This window comes from Acinetobacter sp. YH12205, from assembly GCF_013418125.1.
Lineage (GTDB): Bacteria > Pseudomonadota > Gammaproteobacteria > Pseudomonadales > Moraxellaceae > Acinetobacter > Acinetobacter towneri.
This window is the reverse complement of record NZ_VPCQ01000009.1, coordinates 1-21,760: the sequence shown is the minus strand read 5'-3', so window position 1 is coordinate 21,760 and position 21,760 is coordinate 1. Positions and strand designations below refer to the sequence as shown.

Below are 21,760 nucleotides of genomic sequence, written 5' to 3'. Positions count from 1 at the left end.
GTGTCTGTTTTAATTTTTTTTGGGGGTTATACAGTTAATTAATGCTGATAAAAGCCTAGGCTGGCCATATATAATTCCATCAACCTGATTTTTTACCATTCGGTTTACCTAATTAATCATCACAAAATTATGTTGGTGATAATTTGGTAAATTTTTAAAAACTTATGTGACCACAATTAAACGATCTTAATAAAAATTAATTCCAATAAAAAATATTTGAAAACGTAAGTTGTTTATTTCATTGTACTTATATACACAGCAATTTATACAATTTAATGTATATTATGTTGGTGACTATTGCCAATATCGGGCTTTGGATTTTGATGCTGTATTGATTGAATTTAATGGGGAGGATGATCATGTTCATTTATTAATTAATTACCCACCAAAAGTTGCTATTTCAAATTTAGTGAATAGCTTAAAAGGTCTATCTAGTCGCCACCTTAGAAAAGACTTTCCTGAAATTAAAAACAAACTTTGGGGTGATTCTTTATGGTCGCCAAGTTACTTTGCTTCAAGTTGCGGTGGTGCGCCATTAGAAATTATTAAACAATACATCGAGCAACAACAATCACCTCATTAGAATTAAAAATCGAGCCTTATATCACCTCCATAAATGAGGGTGTTTTACGGCTCATTGGATAAATAAACATAAACGTCGACTACTCCCAGATCATTTAGCAACCGTACGTATTGAGCATGAATCTGCATCAACGCAATACATCTGTGGGTGCACACTGCGTCGTATCGGCGAATATCAGTGAAAAATTGAATTTCAGACCAGCGCAGTTCTATAAAGAACAGCATGTGCGTGGTAAATGGGTTTGTGATCAATGTGACACCCTGACTCAGCAAACGATGCCTGCCTATGTGATCGATAAATGTATTGCGACACTTGAGTTACTTAGCCATGTGCTGGTATCCAAATATGCTGATCACTTACCGCTGTATCGTCAGCGACAGATCTTTCTGCGCGCAGGTGTAGATCTATCTAGATCCACCCTGTCAGATTGGATTGGTCGCTGTGGTGTAGACACTTGAACCTCTGGTCAATGCCTTAAAACAGGTGGTGCTGCAGCAAGGGGGTGATCTATGACTTTCAAGAAACCGTTCAGGTCTGCATGCAGAAGAATTCCTGAATGGCTGGCAGGGACATCTGGTCTGTGATGATTACAGTGGTTATAAAGCACATTTCAAATCAGGTCAGATCATTGAAGTAGGTTGCATGGCACATGCATGTCGTAAATTCCATGAACTGCATATCACTGGGAAAAGTCAGATTGCTGAACAGGCACTGGTGCTGATTCAGAAATTGTATGCGATAGAAGCAGAGTTAAGGCACAAGACCGACGGTACAGCGCAACAACGCTGCGAATACCGGCAACGGCATAGTCAACCAGTGATGCAACAACTATATGAATTGCTCAACCAACATCATCTGATGGTGCCATCAAGTTCTACCACCGCTAAGGCAATCAATTACACTCTAAAGCGCTGGCAAGCCTTAAGCCGCTATTCAGATGATGGTAATCTATCTATTTACAATGATTTGGTGGAGAACCAAATGCACCCTTGGGCTTTAAGTCGTAAGAACTGGTTGTATGTTGGATCACTGCGCAGTGGTCAGCGAGTTGCTAACATCATGACATTGATCCAGTCAGCAAAGTTGAATGGTCTAGATCTGTATGCCTATTTAAATGGTGTACTGCAAAAGTTGCCGACATACAAAGTGATCCAAATTAAAAGATTGGCATAGAGTTTAGAGGATACTTACAAATCAATGGTATCGCCAAGTTGATCGTCATCATCTTTAGCTAAAACGGTCTTTAGCTTATCATTTGTGGCTAGACGCAACAGCATCAAATATCTAGCTTAAGAAGCATCTCAGAGTAAATTTTTACAACAAAGCTAATAAGCTTAGGCTATTTTAATAGTTTTCATGATCCGCTGCTTTATACAAAGGCTATAAAAATATTTAGTAATTTTTTATCTAAATTACTCTATATACTTAAAACTTGGTTGATCTCCCTATCTTAACCACACCATTTTTTGAGCACTGAAAAACTTTTTTCTGCAAAAATATATGAGGAACAACAAAAGTGTAAAATCTAAAAATAATATCTATTCTTTTAACTATTTTTCATTCAGCTATACACACAGATATTTTGTATCCAATTTTCTTAGTACTTGAATTCTTCAGTGATACATTAAAAAATGTGTAGCAAGTTGCTACACTTTTCCTTAGACAAGCTCTTTACCAAAAATATCATTCAGCCTATCACGAATACTTTGTACAAATTCCGGATTATTTTTTAGTTTATGCTTCATATTACGTTTAAAGTCATTCAAGCTCATACCAACTTCAGCAAAATCCATTTGGAATAAAGTGTCATTAATAACAATATTTGCTTGAGAGTCAGTGAGACAACCAATTTTTTTAAACCACTTCTTGAACTGCGAATACTTTTCATCATTATTAAAAATGTACCAGGAACGTACATTCGTATCGAATTTTGCCCCCAATTCTTTTACTAATGCATTCTCTTCAAATGGAACATCAAGATAAATTTTTTCAATTACAGCAGTTTCATTTAGTGTTTTATCAGTAATACGCTGATGCAGTTTAAAATTCACCCCCACAATTGGGCGCCCTTTTTTTATGGTTTCATACTCTAGTTGTAGATCTGTATTTTCGTTAATTTCTGCAACTATTTTATCTAATACATAGCGTCTAAAATCTACCCAGCGATCATATTTAGTTTCATTAATATCAATCAGAGCTTTCAAGTTTTCTAAAAGCATTGGGACTTCATAACTCTTTTGGCTTGCGTACTTGAATTCATTTTTAATGAAATACGTATAAAGACTCATACTAGCAACAGAATCCAAGGCAAACAGATGTTTCAATTGATAGGTGGTGAAATTCCCCCCAGCCAACTGCGTGAAATACGGTAACACCTCACTGGTAAAACGAATCTGAATGGCATTTTTAGAATCATCTTCCCATCTTAACTCACGGATAATAGGAACGACAGAATGTACTTTTTTAGTCTTTCTCTTACCATCATCAGTAGGTTCCTCAATAATAAAATGAGCCACCCTAGATGAAAGTTCTTTATAAATCCGGTCTATTGCAACATTAATCGAATTGCGTTTATTCAATCCTAGTAAATCTGCCAAATCATCCTTATACAGATAAATATAGGTTTGTTCTGTGATTTCACCATTTACCCTATTTTTCTCACTATAATTTGCAACAGCCATTGCATATAGGAGCGCCTTATATTCATTGGCTGATAACTCAATTGGGCGAATTAAGCGGTTACTAGTGCTAACAACGCCATTATGACGAATATTGCCTATACAGTAAGGAATATGATTCAATTCTTCTTGCAATGATTCTGATTCTGTCATAACCGTGATATTTATATATTTAATTCTATTTTTATATACAAAAGTGGAAAAACTTTCAAGACTTTCACCACAAGAATCTAAGAGTGGAAGGCTTGTCATCAGAAATATGCATTTTTGACGATTTATTGTCCTTAAAGTGGAATGAAATATATTATTTCCACCATATAGTGACAGACCTTCCACCTTTAGCTCTAAACTAACAGTTCAAAATACCCATTTTCACTTATTTCTTCCAAATTTAGGTATGCTATGTCAGATAGAAACCTAGATGTGACAAGGCTTCCACCTTTCATTAGATTTGAAAGGTATAAATGAATAGATAATCATCAGGAAATATCCAATAAAAAAAATTTATCCACAGGGTGCTAACACATAGTGACAAACCTTCCACCCTTAAAGATTGTTTAGCCAACTTTATCAACAAATTAAGTATTTATTTTTGCAAGAGTTTTTTAAAAAATATAACCTTTTTAAAAATAGTAGTGACAAACCTTCCACTCTTGTGACAAACTTTCCACTTTACGGTGACAGACCTTCCACCTTTGAGTGACAGACCTTCCACCTTTGAGTGACAGACCTTCCACCTTTGAGTGACAAACCTTCCACTTTACGGTGACAAGCCCTCCACTTTTAAACTTATAAGCATTTGTTTTATATAGCAAAAAAACAGTCTTAATTATTAATTAGCTAAATAAATAATTATACTAATTATTAATTAAGCTAGCTTATTTAAAAATTAGTTTTTTAAGTTGTTTTACACCTAAATAAATAAGATTTATAAATTTAAAAACTATAGTATGATGAGTGAAAGTTATTTATATTGTTAAACATTCAAATACGGAAGCATCTGACACGTATGTCTGCAAAAATTATTACGGTTGCTAACCACAAAGGTGGATGTGGCAAAACAACGACCGTTGTACATCTAGCCTCTGAACTTGCAAATCTTGGCAATAAAGTTTTAGTCATTGATTTAGATCCTCAAGCAAACGCAAGTTTACACATTGGGATCCAACATCCAAGCGAAATTGTTGTTACTTCAGCAGAATTACTCGTTGGTGATATTTCATTATTAGCTGATGCATTACAAGAAGAAACAAACTTTGAAAAAGTATCATTAATTTATGGCTCATTAAATTTAGGAAAAACTGAAGACCAGCTTAAAGAAGAAGCTCCTCGTCCTTCAGAAGAATTAAGCATCAAGCTAGAACTGTTAAAAGATCTTTACGACTTCATATTAATTGATTGCCCACCTAGTCTTAAACTATTAACCAGTAATGCCTTAGCATCATCAACACATGTCATTATCCCTATCGAATCTGGATCACAATATGGACTGTATGGGGTAACAGATCTTTTAAACCATCTTGAAAAGATAAAACGTATTAATCCAGATTTAGAGCTTTTAGGCGCTTTACTGATTAAACATGATGAACGTCAGAATGTTTGTAAATTGATTCGGGATGAAGCTTTAAAACAGGTTGGAAAAATTTTACAAACTACCATTCCTCAAAGTACTAAAGTTAATCAAGCAGCAATTCTGCAACAGCCACTTTTGAAAGTAGAAAAAAATTCAAAAGTACGTAAGGCTTTTGAAAGCCTTGCTTATGAAATTGTAGCGAAAGTTTAAACCTGAGAGTATTATGGCAAGCACTAAAGAGCTTTTAGCTCAAAAATTGAAACAAAATACAGAAAAACATCAGCAAGCACAGAAAGACAATATTAAAGAGCTAAAAGAATTTAGACGTAATGTTCCTATTGAGGATATCAGTCGCAGTCCCAACCAACCGCGTAAAGTATTTGAAGATTCTCAATTAAAAGAACTGGCGGATTCTATTAATGAAATCGGCCTTTTGCAGCCCATTACAGTGCGTAAACTTGATAATCTGAAATATGAACTGATTGCAGGCGAGCGACGCTTACGGGCGCATCAATTACTCGGCAAGTCGGTGATTGAAGCCATTATCATTGATGCTAATGATGAAGAAGCATCTTTGTTAACCCTAGCTGAAAATTTAAAGCGTCAAGATCTGACAGATTATGAAATTTTTATTGGTTTGAACTCACTTGATGAAAAGTTGAAGAAGAACAAGCAACGTTTAGCTAATTCATTGGGTTTAAATCGCGAAGATATGTACAAATATCTATCGTATGAAAAGCTGCCTAAAGCAATGTTGAATGACCTGGATTTGGAGCCAGGTCTAGTCGGTCGTACTGCTGCAACAGCGTTCAAGAAATTTTTATCGGATCATATAGAGCAACTTTCGGAGGCGGAAACAGCTTTACTCGGTGCTTGGGAGAAATTAAAAGAAAAAAAACTGGAGCAAAGCAAAGTTACTTCTTATGCTGAAAAACTATTGAGTCAAGATCCAGAAAAAGTAACCACGACATCAGTGGTAAGAAAAATCGAATATGATGGTAAGGTTGCTGGAAATATCAAACTGAATCAAAAACAGCTCAATATCTCTCTTAAAATTTCAGAAATTGATGAAGCTAGTCTTTTACAACTAGAAGATTTTTTAAAACAGCTTATTCAGAAAAGTGAAAAAGTGTAGCAACTTGCTACACTTTTCAGTTTGCTCATAAAACTCTCACACTTACGTGAGAATTTTTTATAATTATCACATGCGAAAAATTATACCACCCAAACTGAAATTGATATGGTTACGCTAGAAGAGTTTATTCCTAAAAATTATCTTATACGTAAAATAGACAAAGCGATTGATCTCAATATCATTCATGAACGTGTCGCGCATCTATATTGTCCCGATAAGGAGACTGTTGAACGAATTTTGCCGTTGCAAAATAATTACAGGGTCTCTGTTATGCAAGTAACGCAGCAATGTTTACTGTCAGTTACAGCACAAAACTTGAAGAAAATCGCCTTGCACTTATCGAAGTTAATTTTTATTGTATTTTTTAGCCATCAATACGCTTAAAAATAAATCACTATGAATAAGCGATAGAAGTTTAGAAAATACCCCCACTTTAACGATCGCTAAAGTGGGGTTTGTGATTAGTCTGAAAAGTGTAGCAACTTGCTACACTTTTTTAATACTTAAATTGTACGACAAGAAATGACGTATCAATACTTACACACGAGCGTATTATTGGGTACTATTGGTTTAACTAAAACTAGATAACCTATTCATTGCAGGACAATTCCATGGCACGTACTCCAAAGCAAACCAAACAAGAACCCATTGAGGTCATTCTTTGGAAAGCTGCAGACAAACTTCGTAAGAACATTGATGCTGCTGAGTACAAGCATGTAGTCCTTGGTTTGATCTTCCTCAAGTACATCTCTGACTCATTTGAAGCTCACTACAACCTATTGGTTGAAGGTGAGGGAGAGTTTGCAGGAGCTGATCCTGAAGATCGTGATGAATACACTGCATACAACGTCTTCTTCGTTCCTGAGATCGCACGTTGGTCATACCTGTTAAACCAAGCAAAGCAAGTCACCATTGGTAAGATTGTAGACGATGCAATGGAAGCCATTGAGAATGAGAACCCTCAGCTCAAAGGTGTACTACCTAAAGTCTATGCACGTCAAAATCTCGATCCTACGAGCCTAGGTGAGCTGATAGACCTCATTGGTAACATTGCCCTAGGTGATGCAAAAGATCGCTCTGCCGACGTTTTAGGACACGTATTCGAGTACTTCCTAGGTGAGTTCGCTTTAGCTGAAGGTAAGCAAGGTGGGCAGTTCTACACGCCTAAATCCATCGTGAGCTTATTGGTTGAAATGCTAGAGCCATACAAAGGACGTGTATTCGATCCTTGCTGTGGTTCAGGTGGTATGTTCGTACAGTCTGAGAAATTCGTAGAATCGCATCAGGGTTTAGTGGACGACATCTCCATCTATGGTCAAGAAAGTAACCAGACAACTTGGCGTTTGGCCAAGATGAACTTAGCCATTCGTGGCATTAACTCAGAGCATGTGAAATGGAACTCTGAGGGTTCATTCCTGAATGATGCACACAAAGACCTGAAAGCGGATTACATCATTGCTAATCCACCATTCAACGTCTCTGATTGGAGCGGTGAGCAGTTAGTGGGTGATGCTCGTTGGTCTCTAGGTACACCACCTGCAGGCAATGCGAACTTCGCATGGATGCAACACTTCTTGTATCACATGAGTCCTAAAGGTCAGGCAGGCGTTGTGCTTGCTAAAGGTGCATTAACCTCTAAGACCAGTGGTGAAGGTGAGATTCGTAAAGCCTTGGTTTCAGAAGCCAATGTCATCGACTGTATTGTGAACCTACCTGCCAAGCTGTTCCTGAACACACAGATTCCTGCTGCTTTATGGTTTATGCGTCGTGACCGTGTTAACTCAAGCCAATACCAAGATCGTAGCAATGAGATTCTGTTCATTGATGCTCGTAACCTAGGTCATCTGATTAACCGCAGAACCAAAGTCTTGTCTGATGAAGATATTAAGCTCATCACAGACACTTACCACAATTGGCGTAACAAGGGTGGTGAGTATGAGGATGTTGCAGGCTTCTGTGCATCTGTACCACTTGAGAAAGTCGCTGAGCTTGATTATGTACTGACGCCAGGTCGTTATGTTGGTTTAGCTGATGATGAAGATGAGTTCGACTTCAAGGTACGCTTTACAAGCTTAAAGGCAGAGTTTGAAGCACAGCTTGCTGAGGAAGCCAAGCTAAACCAAGCCATTGCTGAGAACTTAGCAAAGGTGGTTGTATGAGTGAGTGGCAGGTTGGGCGATTAGATAGCTTCTTTACCCTAAAACGTGGTTATGACTTACCAAAGCAATCTCGTGTTTCTGGTAGTGTTCCCATCATTGCTTCTTCAGGTTTTGCTGATTTTCATAATGAAGCCAAAGTAAATGAATCAGGTGTTGTGACGGGCCGATATGGAACCATTGGTTCAGTTTTTTTCAGTGATGTACCATTTTGGCCATTAAACACATCTCTTTATGTAAACGACTTTAAGGGGAATGACAAAAAGTTCATCTACTACTTTTTGCAAACATTGGATTGGGAAAAATTTAGTGACAAAAGTGCGGTGCCTGGAGTTAACCGTAATGATGTTCATCAAGAAGAGATATGCTTTCCGTCTCTCCCTGAACAAAAAGCCATAGCCTCAATCCTTTCATCATTAGATGACAAGATCGACTTACTGCACTGTCAGAACAAGACTTTGGAAGCCATGGCTGAAACACTGTTTCGTCAATGGTTTATTGAGGAAGCGAAAGAGGATTGGGATGATTTACTAGTAAGTGATATAGCTACTCATATCAAAGACAATGTGAACCCATCAAAAGATCCTCTTAAGACATACTATCATTTTAGTTTGCCTGCTTTTGATTCAGGAGAAAAGCCTACTATTGAATTGGGTGCGGAAATTCTGAGTAATAAGTACAGAGTATGTGAGAACTCAATTTTAGTCTCAAAGCTGAATCCAAGAGTGCCTCGTATATGGTTATTAACTGATGTCAAAGATAATTATGTATGTTCAACAGAGTTTCAGAATTTGAAGCCTAAAGTAGGATCTCATTTAATGTTCTTGTATAGCTTATTCAATTCAAGAGATGTTATTGATGAATTAGCAATGAGTGCTTCGGGAACCAGTGGCAGTCATCAAAGGGTTAAGCCAGAAGATATGTTAAATATCTCTTTTAAGACTCCAAGTTTAGACTACCTTGAAGAGTATTCGCTGTTGATTACTCCTTCGATGCAAAAGGTTTCATCTAACAAGAAGCAAATCCAAACACTTGAACAACTACGAGATACCTTGCTTCCTAAGCTGATGAGCGGCGAAGTCAGAGTCCAATACCAAACAGAAGAAGTTGCATAACATTTGAGGTGAAGTCATTTGATGGCTTCACCTTTTTTACATTCAGGGGGCTGAATTGAATAAAAAAATTATAGGGGCAATCATTGCCTTAGTCGTAGTGATCTGTGGCTACTTGTATGCTTCGCCATACATTGCCATCAATAACATCAAGAATGCTGCACAAGTAGGTGATAGCGAAAAGGTGTCCAAGTACATCGACTATCCAAGTGTGCGTCAGAGCTTCAAAGATCAAATGAATGCCATGATGATGAAAGAGATGGCAACCCATAAAGATGATGGTTTCGCAGCACTAGGTGCCATGCTTGCATCTACCATGGTAGACAAGATGATTGATGGTTTTGTCACACCTGAAGGGATGACCATGATGATGCAAGGCAAAGACCTTAAAGATGCAGCACATTCATCACAGGGAGCATCAACAACAGAAACCAAAGAAGAAGATCAAGCAGAGTACAAAACTCGCTATACCTCATTCAGTGACTTTGAGGTTGTGATCCAACATCCAAATGATTCCAAAGCCGTCACTGTCAAAATGGTTCGTGATGGTTTGAGTTGGAAAGTGAATAAGATCGCTGTGCCGATGGATTAAGTAAAAGAGAACAAAGAGGAAAAACAGAATGATAAAGCGCATGATTCAAATGGGATTTGGCTTGATTGCTGTAGTTAGCTTTGCTGCAACCGTTCAAGCAGCACCGGCTAAATTCAATCATAGCGGCATACAAAAAGGTAAAGTCATAGAAACCTGTTATCACTCTCCTTGTTCAGTCGCCAAGTTTGTCTCTTACAAACAACTGAATAAGACAGCGACTGAATCCAAGATTCAAGTCACCTTGCTGGGCGGTAGTCGTGAGTGGGAAGCCAAGAAAATTGACTGGAATAGATCGCCACATAAAGTCACTGTGAATTGCTCATACCAACGACCAACAGTTCAGATTGGTTCACAAAAGACTCTGATTCCACTCAATGATGGTTTAGGTGTTCCTGGAGTACTGATGGTAGATGCTGAACTCTATCTATATGTTTGCCATAAGTTTGAGGGCGCTATTGAGAATGCTGTGCAGAAGTATGGCTATAACGTGCAGGACGATGAATAAGGTTTCTTAGCTTTACATCATATAAAAAATTAATGAGTCCAGGTTATATGGATAAGTTTAGGGGGAAATAATCAAGTGACTAAGATGACCGAATCAGACATTGAGCTGATGGCGATAGAGCAACTAGAGGGATTGGGCTATACCTATGTGTATGGACCTGAGATTGAATCGAAGGGCACTAACCCTCTACGAAGCTATAAGCAGGTCATCTTGGAAGACAAAGTGCTTGATGCATTACAACGCTTAAATCCTCATTTAAGCCAAGACAAATGTACTGAAGCACTAAAGCAAGTCACCAATATTCAATCCCCTGATCTACTCAGTAATAACCAAGCATTCCACCGACTGCTCACTGAGGGCATTAACATTGAGGTGAGCAAAGAGGGTAACACTCAAGGTGAGTATGCTTGGTTGATTGACTTTGAGAATCCAACCAATAACGAATTCCTTGTCGTCAATCAAGTAACCATCAAAGAAGATCGCTGGACAAGACGACCAGACATTATCTTGTATGTGAATGGCTTACCCTTGGTGGTCATTGAACTCAAGAATGCAACAGACGAGAATGCCACTGTAGAAGGCGCATACAAGCAAATACAGACCTATCAAAGCCAAATCCCTAGCTTGTTTACCTACAATGCTTTCAACGTCATCTCTGATGGTTTAGAGGCGAAAGCAGGTACTGTCTCAGCAGACTACAGTCGCTACATGGCGTGGAAGACAAACAATGGTCAAACCAAAGCCAAGAAGACACAAGCACAGCTAGAAGTCCTGATTCATGGTTTACTGAATCCAGTCACACTACTCGACATGATTCGACACTTCATTGTCTATGAATCAACGAAGCACGAGGATACCAATGGCTTAATCACCATTAAGACCATCAAGAAGATGGCTGCATATCATCAGTACTATGCAGTGAATGCAGCAGTCCTCTCGACTATTCGTGCGTCTGCAGTGAACTCGGACTCGAAATCAGCAGAAGTTGCCATGCAACATCAAGGTAGAAGTAAGCTCGAATTGGTACAGCAACAAGCAGTCGGTGACAAGAAAGCCGGTGTGGTATGGCATACCCAAGGCTCAGGTAAGTCTTTGTCTATGGTTTTCTACACAGGCAAGATTGTCTTGGCTTTGGATAATCCAACAGTCGTTGTGATCACAGATCGTAATGATCTAGATGATCAGCTCTTTGGTACATTCGCTGCATCAAGCCAACTCCTTAGACAAACACCACGACAAGCAGACAGCCGAGAAGAACTCAAAGAGTTACTCAAGGTGGGTTCAGGTGGCGTGATCTTCACCACCATCCAAAAGTTCCAACCGGATGATGGCACTAGCGTCTACGAGCAACTGTCAGACCGAACCAACATTGTCGTGATTGCAGATGAAGCACATCGTTCTCAGTATGGCTTTAATGCCAAGGAAGTCGATGTCAAAGATGAAGATGGCAAGGTTGTCGGTAAACGTACTGTCTATGGTTTTGCCAAGTACATGCGTGATGCACTTCCTAATGCTACTTACCTTGGTTTCACAGGAACACCAATTGAGAAGACGGATGTAAACACACCTGCAGTCTTCGGGAACTATGTAGATATCTATGACATCTCGCAAGCAGTGGAGGATGGTGCAACTGTTCGTATCTTCTATGAAAGCCGCCTAGCTAAGATTGCCATCAGTGAGGAAGGCAAAGAGCTGATTGAAGACTTTGATGACCAGTTTACTGAAGATGACTTAAACCAAACTCAAAAAGAACGTGCGAAGTGGGCAAGAGTCGAAGGTTTGATCGGCAGTAAAGAACGTATCAAAGCCATTGCAAAGGACATCGTAGAACACTTTGAGCAGCGTCTTAAAGCCAATGCAAACCAAGGCAAAGGCATGATCGTCAGCATGTCTCGCAGGATCGCTGTAGACCTTTACAACGAGATTGTAAAGATCAAACCAGAGTGGCACAGTGATGATCTGAATGATGGTGTAATCAAAGTTGTGATGACTGCCTCAGCTTCAGATGGTGAGGTGATTGCTAAACATCACACTACCAAGCAACAGCGCCAACGCTTAGCAGATCGTATGAAAGACAATGATGATAAGCTCAAACTCGTTATTGTTCGTGATATGTGGCTGACTGGTTTCGATGCCCCAAGTATGCACACCCTTTACATCGACAAACCAATGAAAGGTCACAACCTCATGCAAGCGATTGCACGAGTCAACCGTGTCTACAAAGACAAGGCTGGTGGCTTGGTTGTGGACTATCTTGGTATCGCATCTGACTTGAAAGAAGCCTTATCGTTTTACTCAGAAGCAGGTGGTAAAGGTGATCCTGCATTGGTGCAGGATGAAGCTGCAACGATCCTGCAAGAAAAGCTAGAAGTGCTTGATGGCATTTTGCATGGCTTCAACTACCAAGAGTACTTCACTGCAGATACTTCTCGTAAGCTCAACATCATTTTAGAAGCGGAAGAGCATATCCTTGGTGTAGATCAAGGAGAAGGGAAGACTCGCTTCCTGACAGCAGTCACAGCGATGTCACAGGCATTCGCATTAGCTGTACCTCATCCACATGCTATGGAAGCTGCACCAGTGGTGGCATTCTTCCAAGCAGTCAAAGCACGTCTTGCTAAGTTTAGTGATGGTACAGGCAAGATTTCTGGCTTAAGTAATGCTGAGCTTGAAGCCAAGGTAAAGCAAACCATTGACCAAGCTCTAGTCACAGAGCAAGTGGTAGATATCTTCGATGCTGCAGGGATTCAGAAACCAGATATCTCGATTCTCTCTGATGAGTTTATGCAGGAGATGAAAGACTATAAGCATAAGAACATTGCGCTTGAAACACTTAAGAAGTTACTTGGTGATGAGATTAAGGTACGAGAGCAACGCAGTGTCACCCAAGGTAAGAAGCTCATGGATATGTTGAGTTCAGCAATTAAGGGTTATCAGAACAAGGTACTTACTGCAGCAGAAGTCATTGATGAACTGATCAAGTTAGCTAAGACAATTCAGGAGTCAGACAAACTGGCTGAAGAACTCAACCTGACTGAATACGAATATGCGTTCTACTCAGCAGTAGCAGACAATGACAGTGCTCGAGAATTGATGCAGAAAGACATATTGAGAGAACTTGCAGTCGTACTCACTGATTCTATTCGTAAGAATGTGACTTTGGATTGGACGATCAAGGAAGCTGCTAGAGCAAAGTTAAGAGTCATCGTGAAGAGATTGCTGAAGAAGTATGGCTATCCACCTGATATGGCTTTATTGGCTACAGAAACTGTATTGGAACAGGCTGAGCAGTTGGCTGAAGAGCTTTCCAGTTCAAAAGAATAGGGTACAGATAGTGTTCAAAAAGACCGCTATATTAACCATAACCAAGGGGGCATTTTTACACTGCTGCTAACAAGGACAACCCTTCACTTATACTAGCTCAAAACTGATCTGACAGTTCCCCGTTTTTTATTGTGCCTGTCAGGTTAAATTTGGGCTAAATTCTTATCAGCCCAAATTCGTTTTCCATTAAGTAAAGTTTCAAATGGGCTTCCTGTTTGACATCTTTTGGGAATAGTTTCGGATATTTTGTTGTTCTAACTTTTCATGATGCTGTTGAATTTAGTCCAGATCTCATAAAACATTGTATAACTGAAACGCTGGAAAACCTATTTAGCAAATTTGGGGTGTAGTTTCCACTTGAAATAATTCAATTAAAAATAAATGTATGTATTTTATTTATTTTTTGATATATTTCAGTTTAACCTAAAAACGACTAGTGATAGTTATAAAAAGTTGTGCTTAGAAGAATCTTTATTATTTTCAGAGGTTTACTTATGAAAAAGTTAGTAATCTTATTATCAATGTCGACGGTTTTTTTATCAGCTTGTGGTAATAAACATGACAAAATGGTTGGCTACTGGCAATTAGAAAATGTGCAAGGAAAGCGCATTATGCAAATTTTTAAAGAGGGTAAAGATAGTTATATTCTTAAAGAAAATGTGGTTGCTCGTAGTAATGTGGTGAATGGTAAAGAGGGAAGTTCTCTCGTATTGGAAAAAAAAGATGATACTTTAGCGGTTAATAATGGTTTAGCTGCTATGCCCTTACATTTATCTGATGATGGTCAAACATTACGTATTTCTAAAAATCAGTACAAAAAAGTAGATGAAAATTTTGTCAATAAAACAATAGAAAATATTAAAGTGTGTCATGAAATTGAAACAGAATATCGGACTAAAGTTAAAGAACTACCTATTTTTACTCGTGACCCTGCAATTCAAGAGCAACGTAAAACGTTGGCTGAGTCAACTACTAAAAAAATGCAAGCCATTGAAGATTGTAAATTTGGTATCTACTGATAATTACACTATTTAATGAGGGTGTAAATAATTCTGTGTAAATGTGGTTTTAAAAATACTTGGTTACACGTTCATCAAACATGATACTAAAACGATTCATGGCAGCTTTCCAATTCTGAATGGGCATCGTCCATTTTTTGCTTGCTGCCATAATCGCTAAATATACCACTTTTTTCACAGATTCATCGGTTGGGAAGATTTTTCTTTTCTTGGTGGCATGGCGAATGACACTGTTCAAGGATTCAATTGCATTGGTGGTATAAATCGCCTTGCGAATGTCCATTGGATAGGCAAAGAACGTGTTGAGATTCGACCAGTTGGCAAGCCATGATTTACTGATTTGAGGATATTTATCGTCTCACTTTTGACCAAATTCATCCAGGGATGACATACAATCGATACAGCGCATCATTATTATTGAAAATGGTGCCATGATGAATAGGGTATTTGATTGGTATATGCAGTTGCCTCTTGAGTGGCAGTCGAGCCTGTTTGTCTATCGTGGGCATGGGGCCAACATTAAAACAGTAGTTAAATTATTAGAACAAGTATCGGATAACTGCTTGTTGGCATTTTATGGTGATCTTGATCCGTATGGGATTAATATTGCCTCTCATTTTTATAAAATACGTCCTTTAGCCCTGATTGTGCCTAGTATCTGGCAGGAGATCACAGTCACTCATATCGACAACAATGTGAATAAATTCTTGAAGCAGATCGTTCAGACTAGGGATATTGCATTTGATCAAGCTGAACCTTTGATTTTAAGAGAGCTATTTCATCATGTTGATCCTAGCCAAAATAATGGACAGTACTTCCCTCTAAAGATAACGTAACGTTAACTTTGGAGATCCAAGAAATGGCCAAACGTTTTAATCCCAAATTTAAACAGCAAGCAATTGATTATGCACTTTCAAACTCACACGAGCCTACAGCTGCAATCGCCCAGAAATTAGGTGTGGGTTATTCAACTTTAGACAAATGGATTCGTGAAGCCAATCCAGTGGGTTCAAGCAAACGTCAACTTTCACCAGAACAACAGCGGATATTGGAATTAGAGAAAGAAGTCAAACAGCTTAGGGAAGTCAATGACATCTTAAAAAAAGCGCATGTGTACTTTCTGACAGATCATGCCAAGAAAAGTACACGGTAATTCAAGATCTGGATGTGAATGAAGTCACTGTATCTTCTGTCTGTAAATGCCTGGGTGTCAGCACTTCAGGCTATTATGCCTGGCGAAAGCGCCAGACCAATCTAGCGCAGAAATATAATGATTTAAAAGCCGTATATTGGCAGCATCATGCACGATTGGGTGCACCTTCATTGGTACATGACATGCATGATTTAGGTTACAGCATGAGCGAACGAACCGTTGGAAGAATGCTTAAAAAGCTTGGTTTACGTAGCAGGATTGCACGTAAATACAAGCATACGACTGATTCAAACCATCGTTTGCCTACAGCACCTAACTTGTTAGATCGTCAATTTACGGTCAATGAACCCAATAAGATCTGGACAACAGATATTACCTATATCCGTACTAAGCAAGGTTGGCTGTATTTATGTGTGATGCTGGATCTATTCAGCCGTCGTATTGTCGGTTGGCAAACCAGCTATCGAATAGACCGTCAATTGGTATGTGATGCGTTTCATTATGCAATGGCTCGTCAGGGGTATCCAATGGGTGTCATGGTACATTCGGACCAAGGCTCACAGTACTGTAGTCGTGATTTTAGGGCGCTATTATTGACGAATAACTGCGTTCAAAGTATGTCACGCAGGGGAAACTGCTGGGATAATGCAGTGACCGAAAGCTTCTTTCATACATTGAAAGTTCATGTGGTCCATGGCAGTGTATTTGCCACTCGAAAAGAAGCGAATGCTGTCTTGTTTGACTATATTGAGATTTATTACAATCGAATCAGAAGACATTCTGCAAACGGCTGTTTAAGCCCAGAAGCCTTTGAACAGAAATATTTCAAGAATTTAGAGGGATTTGTTGTCCACGATACTGTCTAGGATCAAAAACTAGATCACCTACCTGTATATCTTCGATTTTTTTCCAAATTCTCCGTGGTAAATTTAGATCCCTCTGTACACGCACTAGAGTACCCGCAATAAAACACCCAGTAAGTGCTGGTATTTCTTTCAATTTATCACCCATAAAAAATGTCCCCTATTATTTGTTAATGATAATGTATGACTGTTAATTTTTTATCGTTCAAATTCTATTCTATTTAACATAATGGGCGTTATACGAAATTTTCAAAAAAATACAATAAAAATGCGAGCTTAAGGCTCCCATTTTTGATTTTTGTGTGTTATTCACCAATTAAAATGTCTATGCGATAAACCATTTAAAATGTCCTGTTTTTAACTGCAAGAGTCAAGAACAGGATTTAAATTTCTTTGTTCATTGCTAGCTTTCTGAGCTTTACGACTCGGCATACTTTTCTTGGCACGGGAACGTTTATTCTGTTTTTCCAACTCTTCATGCTGTTGTTGGATATGGGCCAGAACTGCGCCTAACCGTTTATTCTCAACCACTTCATTCTGCTGCAGTCCAGTCAGTTTATTGAAGATACTGTAGTTGATCTTCCGTCCTTCATACATGATCGCAACAGTGCCATCCGGGTACTCCAGAAATGAAATGTATTGTCCAACTAATTTCTGGTTCAATTCAGTCGGTTCAAGCATATAAATACATTTGTCATACGTCAGGGTTAGATTCTTGGTGACCTTACGTGGTTCCTGCCAGGTAAAAATATCATCCAGTTCAAGATCAGATTCGGTTAATGGTCGATGTAAATTCTTTGAGTTACGCGCACACTTGGCGAACTTCTGATTGAACTGCTCAATGAAGCAGGGTAGCCAAGCATTGGCTTCAGCAATCGAACTGATGCCTTCCAGACGCATCTCTTTGATCAGACGATCCTGAAGTGTCCTGTTAGCACGTTCCACACGTCCTTTGGCCTGTGGTGAGTTGGCAAAAATAATATCGATGTTTAACTCATTCAGAATCCGCCCAAATTGCGTGATCTTGCTGTCTTGGCTCGATTTCTGATTCACTCGGAATACTGAGTGTTTATCGCTATAAAAGGCCAAAGGCTTGCCATATTGCTTAATGTAGGCTCTCGTGGAAAGCATATAGTCGAAGGTCGTTTCAGCCTCACAAAAGCGCAGATGCAACAGCTTTCCAGTGGCGTCATCGATATAAACCAGCAAACAGCATTTGGCGGATCGTCCTTCAAACCAGTCATGATAGGAGCCATCAATCTGGATCAGTTCACCGAAGCAATCACGGTTATATCTAGGCTGATATGGACGTTTCAGACGCTTGGATCGCGGAATCCAGAGCTCATTGGCAGTCATCCAGCGACGAACTGTTTCCACAGGAATATTCAGCTCAAACATGCTGCTGAGCTTCTCATGCGCCAAGGTGGGCCCAAAGCCCAGCAGATGTTCAGAAATAATGGAAAGGCACTTTGCTTTTAACAAGTCATCATGGCGACGATGGCCAGGTTGACCACGACTGGCATGAGCCAGACCTGAAACACCATCTTGATTGAGCTTCTGCAATAACCGGGTAATTTGACGGGTGGAAAGATTCAGGATTTCAGCAGCACGGACTTGGGTAATACGATGATCTCGAACGTCTTGCAGAACCGCAAGACGTTGAATTTCTTTGTCAGACATAGTGATCAGCATCTATATTTCATATCCAGTCCATGATGGTTAAATCATCATAAACTAGACATTTTTATTGGTGAGAATACAGACACTTTAAATGGGTTCTAACATTTCGATTTCGTATAAGGTGTATTATGTTAATTTTAGGGGAACTTAATTCTATAGGTGATACCAATGGACAAAAAGATAGAAGATAAAACTAAAGATATTAATGAAAAAATTCAAAAATTGGATTTAGCTATCCAAGAACTAATAGAAACTACAGACAATTTTTTTATTAATGATAAGTACTATGGAATTGAATGCGCTTTTATTTTAGACCATGCACTAAATATTAAAATGCACTTTTTCAACAAGTATCCAGCATTTGCACCACCTCACTTACGAGGAGTAGAAAATTATGATCGAATTATACATATTAGAGAAAATAATCCTGAAGATAAGCTAGAACAAATTTCTCCTCTTAAAGACTAAATTTTCTAATCTCGTACTTAGAATCCCCTACCATTTAACATAATGGTGGTTATACGAAATTTCAAAAAAATACAGTAAAAATGGGAGCTTAAGGCCACTGCTGTCCCATAAATATAACAAGTGTTAGCAGCAGTGTAAAAATAACCCTCTAACGGCATTTTAAAACTGACCCCCTTGGTTAATATAGCGGTCTTTTTGGACTGCTCAACATGTTAACTTTGGAGCAAGCAGTGACCATCCAAATTCTTCATCAACAAGGTAAATCCATTAAAGCCATTAGTCGTGAACTTGGGGTATCCAGGAATACCGTACGTAAATATTTACGGCAAAACACCACACCTCAGTATCGGCGTACACAACCTAGAATAAGTATTCTTGATCCATATAAACCCTATTTGCTTGAACGTGTAAATGCAGCTCATCCTGAATGGATTCCTGCCGTTGTGCTCTATAAGCAGATTTTAGGGTTTGGATATCCAGGAAAGATCAGGATATTGAGGGAATATCTTGCAACATTAAAACCCGTTGCCAAATCAGAACCCGTCATTCGTTTTGAAACCCAACCTGGTCAACAAATGCAGGTTGATTTCACCACGATTCGACGTCACCATACGACTTTGAAAGCCTTTGTGGCCACATTAGGTTATTCCAGAGCAACCTTCGTGAAATTTTATGATCATGAACGGACGGATGCATGGATCGATGGTCTGGAAAATGCATTTCAGTTCTTTGGGGGCGTACCTCAGGAAATCCTGTTTGATAACGCTAAAACGATCATGATTGAACGGGATGCCTATCAGGAGGGGCAGCACAAATGGAACCCCAAACTGCTCGATTGTGCCAAGAAATATGGCTTTCGCCTCCCGCGTATGTAAACCCTACCGCGCACAGACCAAAGGCAAAGTTGAACGCTTTAATGGATATCTCAAATCAAGCTTTATTGTGCAATTGAAAGCAAGCCTTAAGACTTCAGGCTTATTGTTGGATGTTGATGTTGCTAATGCCCACATTGGTCGGTGGTTGCATGAAACCGCCAATCAGCGGATTCATGCAACCACGCAAGAAAAACCAGCTGTTCGACTGCAGCAAGAGCAGCAAAGATTCGCGCCATTACCGCAATCAAATACGGTTTCCAGCATTGTGCCTGTTACAGCGGCACCGCATGTGATGCCCTACGAGAGTTTGCAGCATCCATTATCAGTATATGACCAGTTGCTGGGAGTTTCCTGATGAATCTGCAATTGGCGGAGTGATTTCTCAAAATGGCAAGTTGATGACAATTGTTCCGCTGGATGAACAACTTTTGGTTGAGGCACGTATTTCACCGCGAGATATTGCTTTTATTCATCCTGGGCAAGATGCACTGGTGAAGATCACCGCGTATGATTATTCTATTTATGGTGGGTTGAAAGGAAAAGTTTCTATTATTTCTCCAGACACCTTGAGAGATGAAGTTAAGCAAGATCAATTTTATTATCGAGTGTATATTCGAACGGATTCAGGAAAATTGATGAATAAAGCAGGCAAACAATTCAGTATTACTCCTGGCATGGTTGCAACAGTCGATATTAAAACAGGGGAGAAAACGATCTTAGATTATCTAATAAAACCATTTAATAAAGCGCAAGAGGCTTTAAGAGAAAGGTAAGCGTCCGCTGAACCCCACACTCTTTGAGTGGAACGTTCTTTAAAAAAACGTTCCACTTTATTGAATATTTATCAATACCGCATAGCTCGATGCAGGGTGCTATCTTCAGATATCTTATTTAACATAAAATGAAGTTATGCGACTTCAGAATGACCTAATACTTGAGAATAAATATGACCCAAAAAATACTAGATCGATTTTCTTCACTAATAGAAGAAGGTGATTCAATCTATCAAAAATGTGAAGCCGCTGGATCTGGTTATAATCCTGAATTACAATCAGCTTTTATCGAATGGCAAATGAAATCTAAAAATATATTAAGCATTACTTGTGGTGAAAAGTCACATTATTTGTCTCAGTTTGATAAAAATCTTAAAGCAGGAATGGGGGATACAAGAAAAGCAATATTAAATCGCGTGATTCCAATTTTAAGAGCGGCAGAAGATGATTTAAAAAATGGTTTTCTAATCACAATCAAAAAACTAATTCAGTCAGAGGTTTTTGATAGTGAGTTGGATCAAGCACAGCATTTCCTTGATTCAGGTTATAAAGTAGCTTCTGCTGTCACTGCTGGTGTAGTTTTAGAAACAGCAATTAAAGAATTAGCTAAAAATAACGGAATTGATATTTGCCAAGAAGGTACTACTAAACCTAAAAAACTTGATGCTCTTAATTCTGAATTAAAAAATGCTAATATCTATAGTGCTCTTCAACATAAGCAAGTTTTAACTTTGGCACATATAAGAAATAAAGCTGCTCATGGGGAGATTGAGGAATTTAATGATAACGATGTACAGAATATGATCCGAGATGTTGAAAGATTCTTACTTGAATATGCTTCTTAATACAACAAAAAAAGAGTCCACGTTATCTAATGGTGGACTCTAGTTCCAAATTTGAGACTAATAGAGTATCTATTTTCCAGATATTGAAATCATAGCCACGCAGACTTGCGTAGGTTTGACTGATACGCAAGTCGAGTAGCGGTCTGATTTCCGCATAACTTATGTTATGTTACTTGGGATACACTTGACGGTAAGATAATTTATTATTGCAACCGTCAAGTGCAGCACCAACGATATTATTGTAGGGTGCTGTGTTTAGATATCCTATTTAACATAATCAATATTATACGAAATGCTTTTGTAACTCCAAAATAGAAATGTCCGGTTTCTCCAAAGTAAAAATGTCCGCTTTTAGAATATGCGCTGTTGCAATTTTCTTAGCGGACGGTTTGATATGTTGGTGTCTATGTCGGATAAAGAACTTAA

At 38.8% G+C, this 21,760-nt stretch carries 16 protein-coding genes and 4 pseudogenes; 17 read left to right on the top strand and 3 right to left on the bottom strand.

Annotation, left to right across the window (positions count from 1 at the left end):
• Positions 1 to 265 precede the first annotated feature (265 nt).
• Together tnpA and FTU92_RS11715 are read left to right on the top strand one after the other, a co-directional pair.
• Positions 266 to 583 carry an IS200/IS605 family transposase gene (gene tnpA, locus FTU92_RS11720; protein ID WP_257229519.1) on the top strand — a complete coding sequence of 106 codons (318 nt, stop codon included), beginning with the start codon at positions 266 to 268 and terminating at the stop codon, positions 581 to 583.
• A 61-nt stretch (positions 584 to 644) separates the two neighbouring features.
• Positions 645 to 1,756, top strand: a pseudogene (locus FTU92_RS11715) (IS66 family transposase); the annotation flags it as partial.
• A gap of 485 nt (positions 1,757 to 2,241) precedes the next feature.
• On the opposite strand, the gene FTU92_RS11710 reads toward FTU92_RS11715, so the two are convergent.
• Positions 2,242 to 3,414, bottom strand: coding sequence for a replication initiation protein (locus FTU92_RS11710; RefSeq protein WP_094069347.1), 1,173 nt, complete (start codon positions 3,412 to 3,414; stop codon positions 2,242 to 2,244).
• 856 nt (positions 3,415 to 4,270) lie between these two features.
• On the opposite strand from FTU92_RS11710, the gene FTU92_RS11705 reads away from it, so the two are divergent.
• From FTU92_RS11705 to FTU92_RS11665, 9 genes are all read left to right on the top strand, one after another.
• Positions 4,271 to 5,044 carry a ParA family protein gene (locus tag FTU92_RS11705; protein WP_094069344.1) on the top strand — a complete coding sequence of 258 codons (774 nt, stop codon included), beginning with the start codon at positions 4,271 to 4,273 and terminating at the stop codon, positions 5,042 to 5,044.
• Between the two features lie 13 nt (positions 5,045 to 5,057).
• Positions 5,058 to 5,969, top strand: coding sequence for a ParB/RepB/Spo0J family partition protein (locus tag FTU92_RS11700; RefSeq protein ID WP_070153141.1), 912 nt, complete (start codon positions 5,058 to 5,060; stop codon positions 5,967 to 5,969).
• Between the two features lie 105 nt (positions 5,970 to 6,074).
• Positions 6,075 to 6,353 carry a hypothetical protein gene (locus FTU92_RS11695; RefSeq protein ID WP_070153138.1) on the top strand — a complete coding sequence of 93 codons (279 nt, stop codon included), beginning with the start codon at positions 6,075 to 6,077 and terminating at the stop codon, positions 6,351 to 6,353.
• A gap of 227 nt (positions 6,354 to 6,580) precedes the next feature.
• Positions 6,581 to 8,128 carry a class I SAM-dependent DNA methyltransferase gene (locus FTU92_RS11690; protein ID WP_154320136.1) on the top strand — a complete coding sequence of 516 codons (1,548 nt, stop codon included), beginning with the start codon at positions 6,581 to 6,583 and terminating at the stop codon, positions 8,126 to 8,128.
• Complete coding sequence (locus FTU92_RS11685; protein ID WP_104915058.1) at positions 8,125 to 9,240, top strand: restriction endonuclease subunit S; 1,116 nt, start codon at positions 8,125 to 8,127, stop codon at positions 9,238 to 9,240. Before FTU92_RS11690 ends, FTU92_RS11685 begins: the two co-directional genes overlap by 4 nt.
• A 55-nt stretch (positions 9,241 to 9,295) precedes the next feature.
• Complete coding sequence (locus FTU92_RS11680; protein ID WP_167846516.1) at positions 9,296 to 9,829, top strand: DUF2939 domain-containing protein; 534 nt, start codon at positions 9,296 to 9,298, stop codon at positions 9,827 to 9,829.
• 28 nt (positions 9,830 to 9,857) lie between these two features.
• Positions 9,858 to 10,334 carry a hypothetical protein gene (locus tag FTU92_RS11675; RefSeq protein ID WP_070153126.1) on the top strand — a complete coding sequence of 159 codons (477 nt, stop codon included), beginning with the start codon at positions 9,858 to 9,860 and terminating at the stop codon, positions 10,332 to 10,334.
• 84 nt (positions 10,335 to 10,418) lie between these two features.
• Complete coding sequence (locus FTU92_RS11670; protein ID WP_218944576.1) at positions 10,419 to 13,658, top strand: type I restriction endonuclease subunit R; 3,240 nt, start codon at positions 10,419 to 10,421, stop codon at positions 13,656 to 13,658.
• A gap of 494 nt (positions 13,659 to 14,152) precedes the next feature.
• Positions 14,153 to 14,677 (top strand): hypothetical protein, encoded by a 525-nt coding sequence (locus tag FTU92_RS11665; RefSeq protein ID WP_154320138.1) that lies wholly within the window; start codon positions 14,153 to 14,155, stop codon positions 14,675 to 14,677.
• Between the two features lie 49 nt (positions 14,678 to 14,726).
• Here FTU92_RS11665 and FTU92_RS11660 read toward each other — a convergent pair.
• Positions 14,727 to 15,035 (bottom strand): annotated as a pseudogene (locus FTU92_RS11660) (transposase); the annotation flags it as partial.
• A gap of 31 nt (positions 15,036 to 15,066) precedes the next feature.
• Here FTU92_RS11660 and FTU92_RS11655 point away from each other — a divergent pair.
• Both FTU92_RS11655 and FTU92_RS11650 read left to right on the top strand, forming a co-directional pair.
• Entirely contained in the window at positions 15,067 to 15,513 is a 447-nt protein-coding gene (locus tag FTU92_RS11655; RefSeq protein ID WP_228291712.1) for a Wadjet anti-phage system protein JetD domain-containing protein, read from the top strand.
• Positions 15,514 to 15,536: 23 nt separating this feature from the next.
• Positions 15,537 to 16,696 (top strand): IS3 family transposase gene (locus tag FTU92_RS11650; protein WP_154320140.1). Its coding sequence is split into 2 segments (ribosomal slippage): positions 15,537 to 15,771 and positions 15,771 to 16,696, totalling 1,161 coding nucleotides; the frame shifts between segments, so codons are not numbered across the junction.
• Positions 16,697 to 17,050: 354 nt separating this feature from the next.
• Here FTU92_RS11650 and FTU92_RS11645 read toward each other — a convergent pair.
• Positions 17,051 to 18,385 carry an ISNCY family transposase gene (locus FTU92_RS11645; RefSeq protein ID WP_103254392.1) on the bottom strand — a complete coding sequence of 445 codons (1,335 nt, stop codon included), beginning with the start codon at positions 18,383 to 18,385 and terminating at the stop codon, positions 17,051 to 17,053.
• A gap of 156 nt (positions 18,386 to 18,541) precedes the next feature.
• On the opposite strand from FTU92_RS11645, the gene FTU92_RS11640 reads away from it, so the two are divergent.
• From FTU92_RS11640 to FTU92_RS11625, 4 genes and pseudogenes are all read left to right on the top strand, one after another.
• Positions 18,542 to 18,841, top strand: a complete 300-nt coding sequence (locus FTU92_RS11640) for a hypothetical protein (protein ID WP_179989178.1) — start codon at positions 18,542 to 18,544, stop codon at positions 18,839 to 18,841.
• Positions 18,842 to 19,050: 209 nt separating this feature from the next.
• Positions 19,051 to 20,071 (top strand): annotated as a pseudogene (gene istA / locus FTU92_RS11635) (IS21 family transposase).
• 13 nt (positions 20,072 to 20,084) lie between these two features.
• A pseudogene (locus FTU92_RS11630) lies at positions 20,085 to 20,489 on the top strand (HlyD family efflux transporter periplasmic adaptor subunit); the annotation flags it as partial.
• Between the two features lie 173 nt (positions 20,490 to 20,662).
• Positions 20,663 to 21,334, top strand: a complete 672-nt coding sequence (locus FTU92_RS11625) for a DUF4145 domain-containing protein (protein WP_179989177.1) — start codon at positions 20,663 to 20,665, stop codon at positions 21,332 to 21,334.
• The last annotated feature ends 426 nt before the right edge of the window (positions 21,335 to 21,760 follow it).

Bases quoted from the DNA above. Each gene is read 5' to 3' on its own strand.
- FTU92_RS11710 (WP_094069347.1), bottom strand. From the start codon at position 3,414: ATGACAGAATCAGAATCATTGCAAGAAGAATTGAATCATATTCCTTAC.
- FTU92_RS11705 (WP_094069344.1), top strand. From the start codon at position 4,271: ATGTCTGCAAAAATTATTACGGTTGCTAACCACAAAGGTGGATGTGGC.
- FTU92_RS11700 (WP_070153141.1), top strand. From the start codon at position 5,058: ATGGCAAGCACTAAAGAGCTTTTAGCTCAAAAATTGAAACAAAATACA.
- FTU92_RS11695 (WP_070153138.1), top strand. From the start codon at position 6,075: ATGGTTACGCTAGAAGAGTTTATTCCTAAAAATTATCTTATACGTAAA.
- FTU92_RS11690 (WP_154320136.1), top strand. From the start codon at position 6,581: ATGGCACGTACTCCAAAGCAAACCAAACAAGAACCCATTGAGGTCATT.
- FTU92_RS11685 (WP_104915058.1), top strand. From the start codon at position 8,125: ATGAGTGAGTGGCAGGTTGGGCGATTAGATAGCTTCTTTACCCTAAAA.
- FTU92_RS11675 (WP_070153126.1), top strand. From the start codon at position 9,858: ATGATAAAGCGCATGATTCAAATGGGATTTGGCTTGATTGCTGTAGTT.
- FTU92_RS11670 (WP_218944576.1), top strand. From the start codon at position 10,419: ATGACCGAATCAGACATTGAGCTGATGGCGATAGAGCAACTAGAGGGA.
- FTU92_RS11665 (WP_154320138.1), top strand. From the start codon at position 14,153: ATGAAAAAGTTAGTAATCTTATTATCAATGTCGACGGTTTTTTTATCA.
- FTU92_RS11645 (WP_103254392.1), bottom strand. From the start codon at position 18,385: ATGCTGATCACTATGTCTGACAAAGAAATTCAACGTCTTGCGGTTCTG.
- FTU92_RS11640 (WP_179989178.1), top strand. From the start codon at position 18,542: ATGGACAAAAAGATAGAAGATAAAACTAAAGATATTAATGAAAAAATT.
- FTU92_RS11625 (WP_179989177.1), top strand. From the start codon at position 20,663: ATGACCCAAAAAATACTAGATCGATTTTCTTCACTAATAGAAGAAGGT.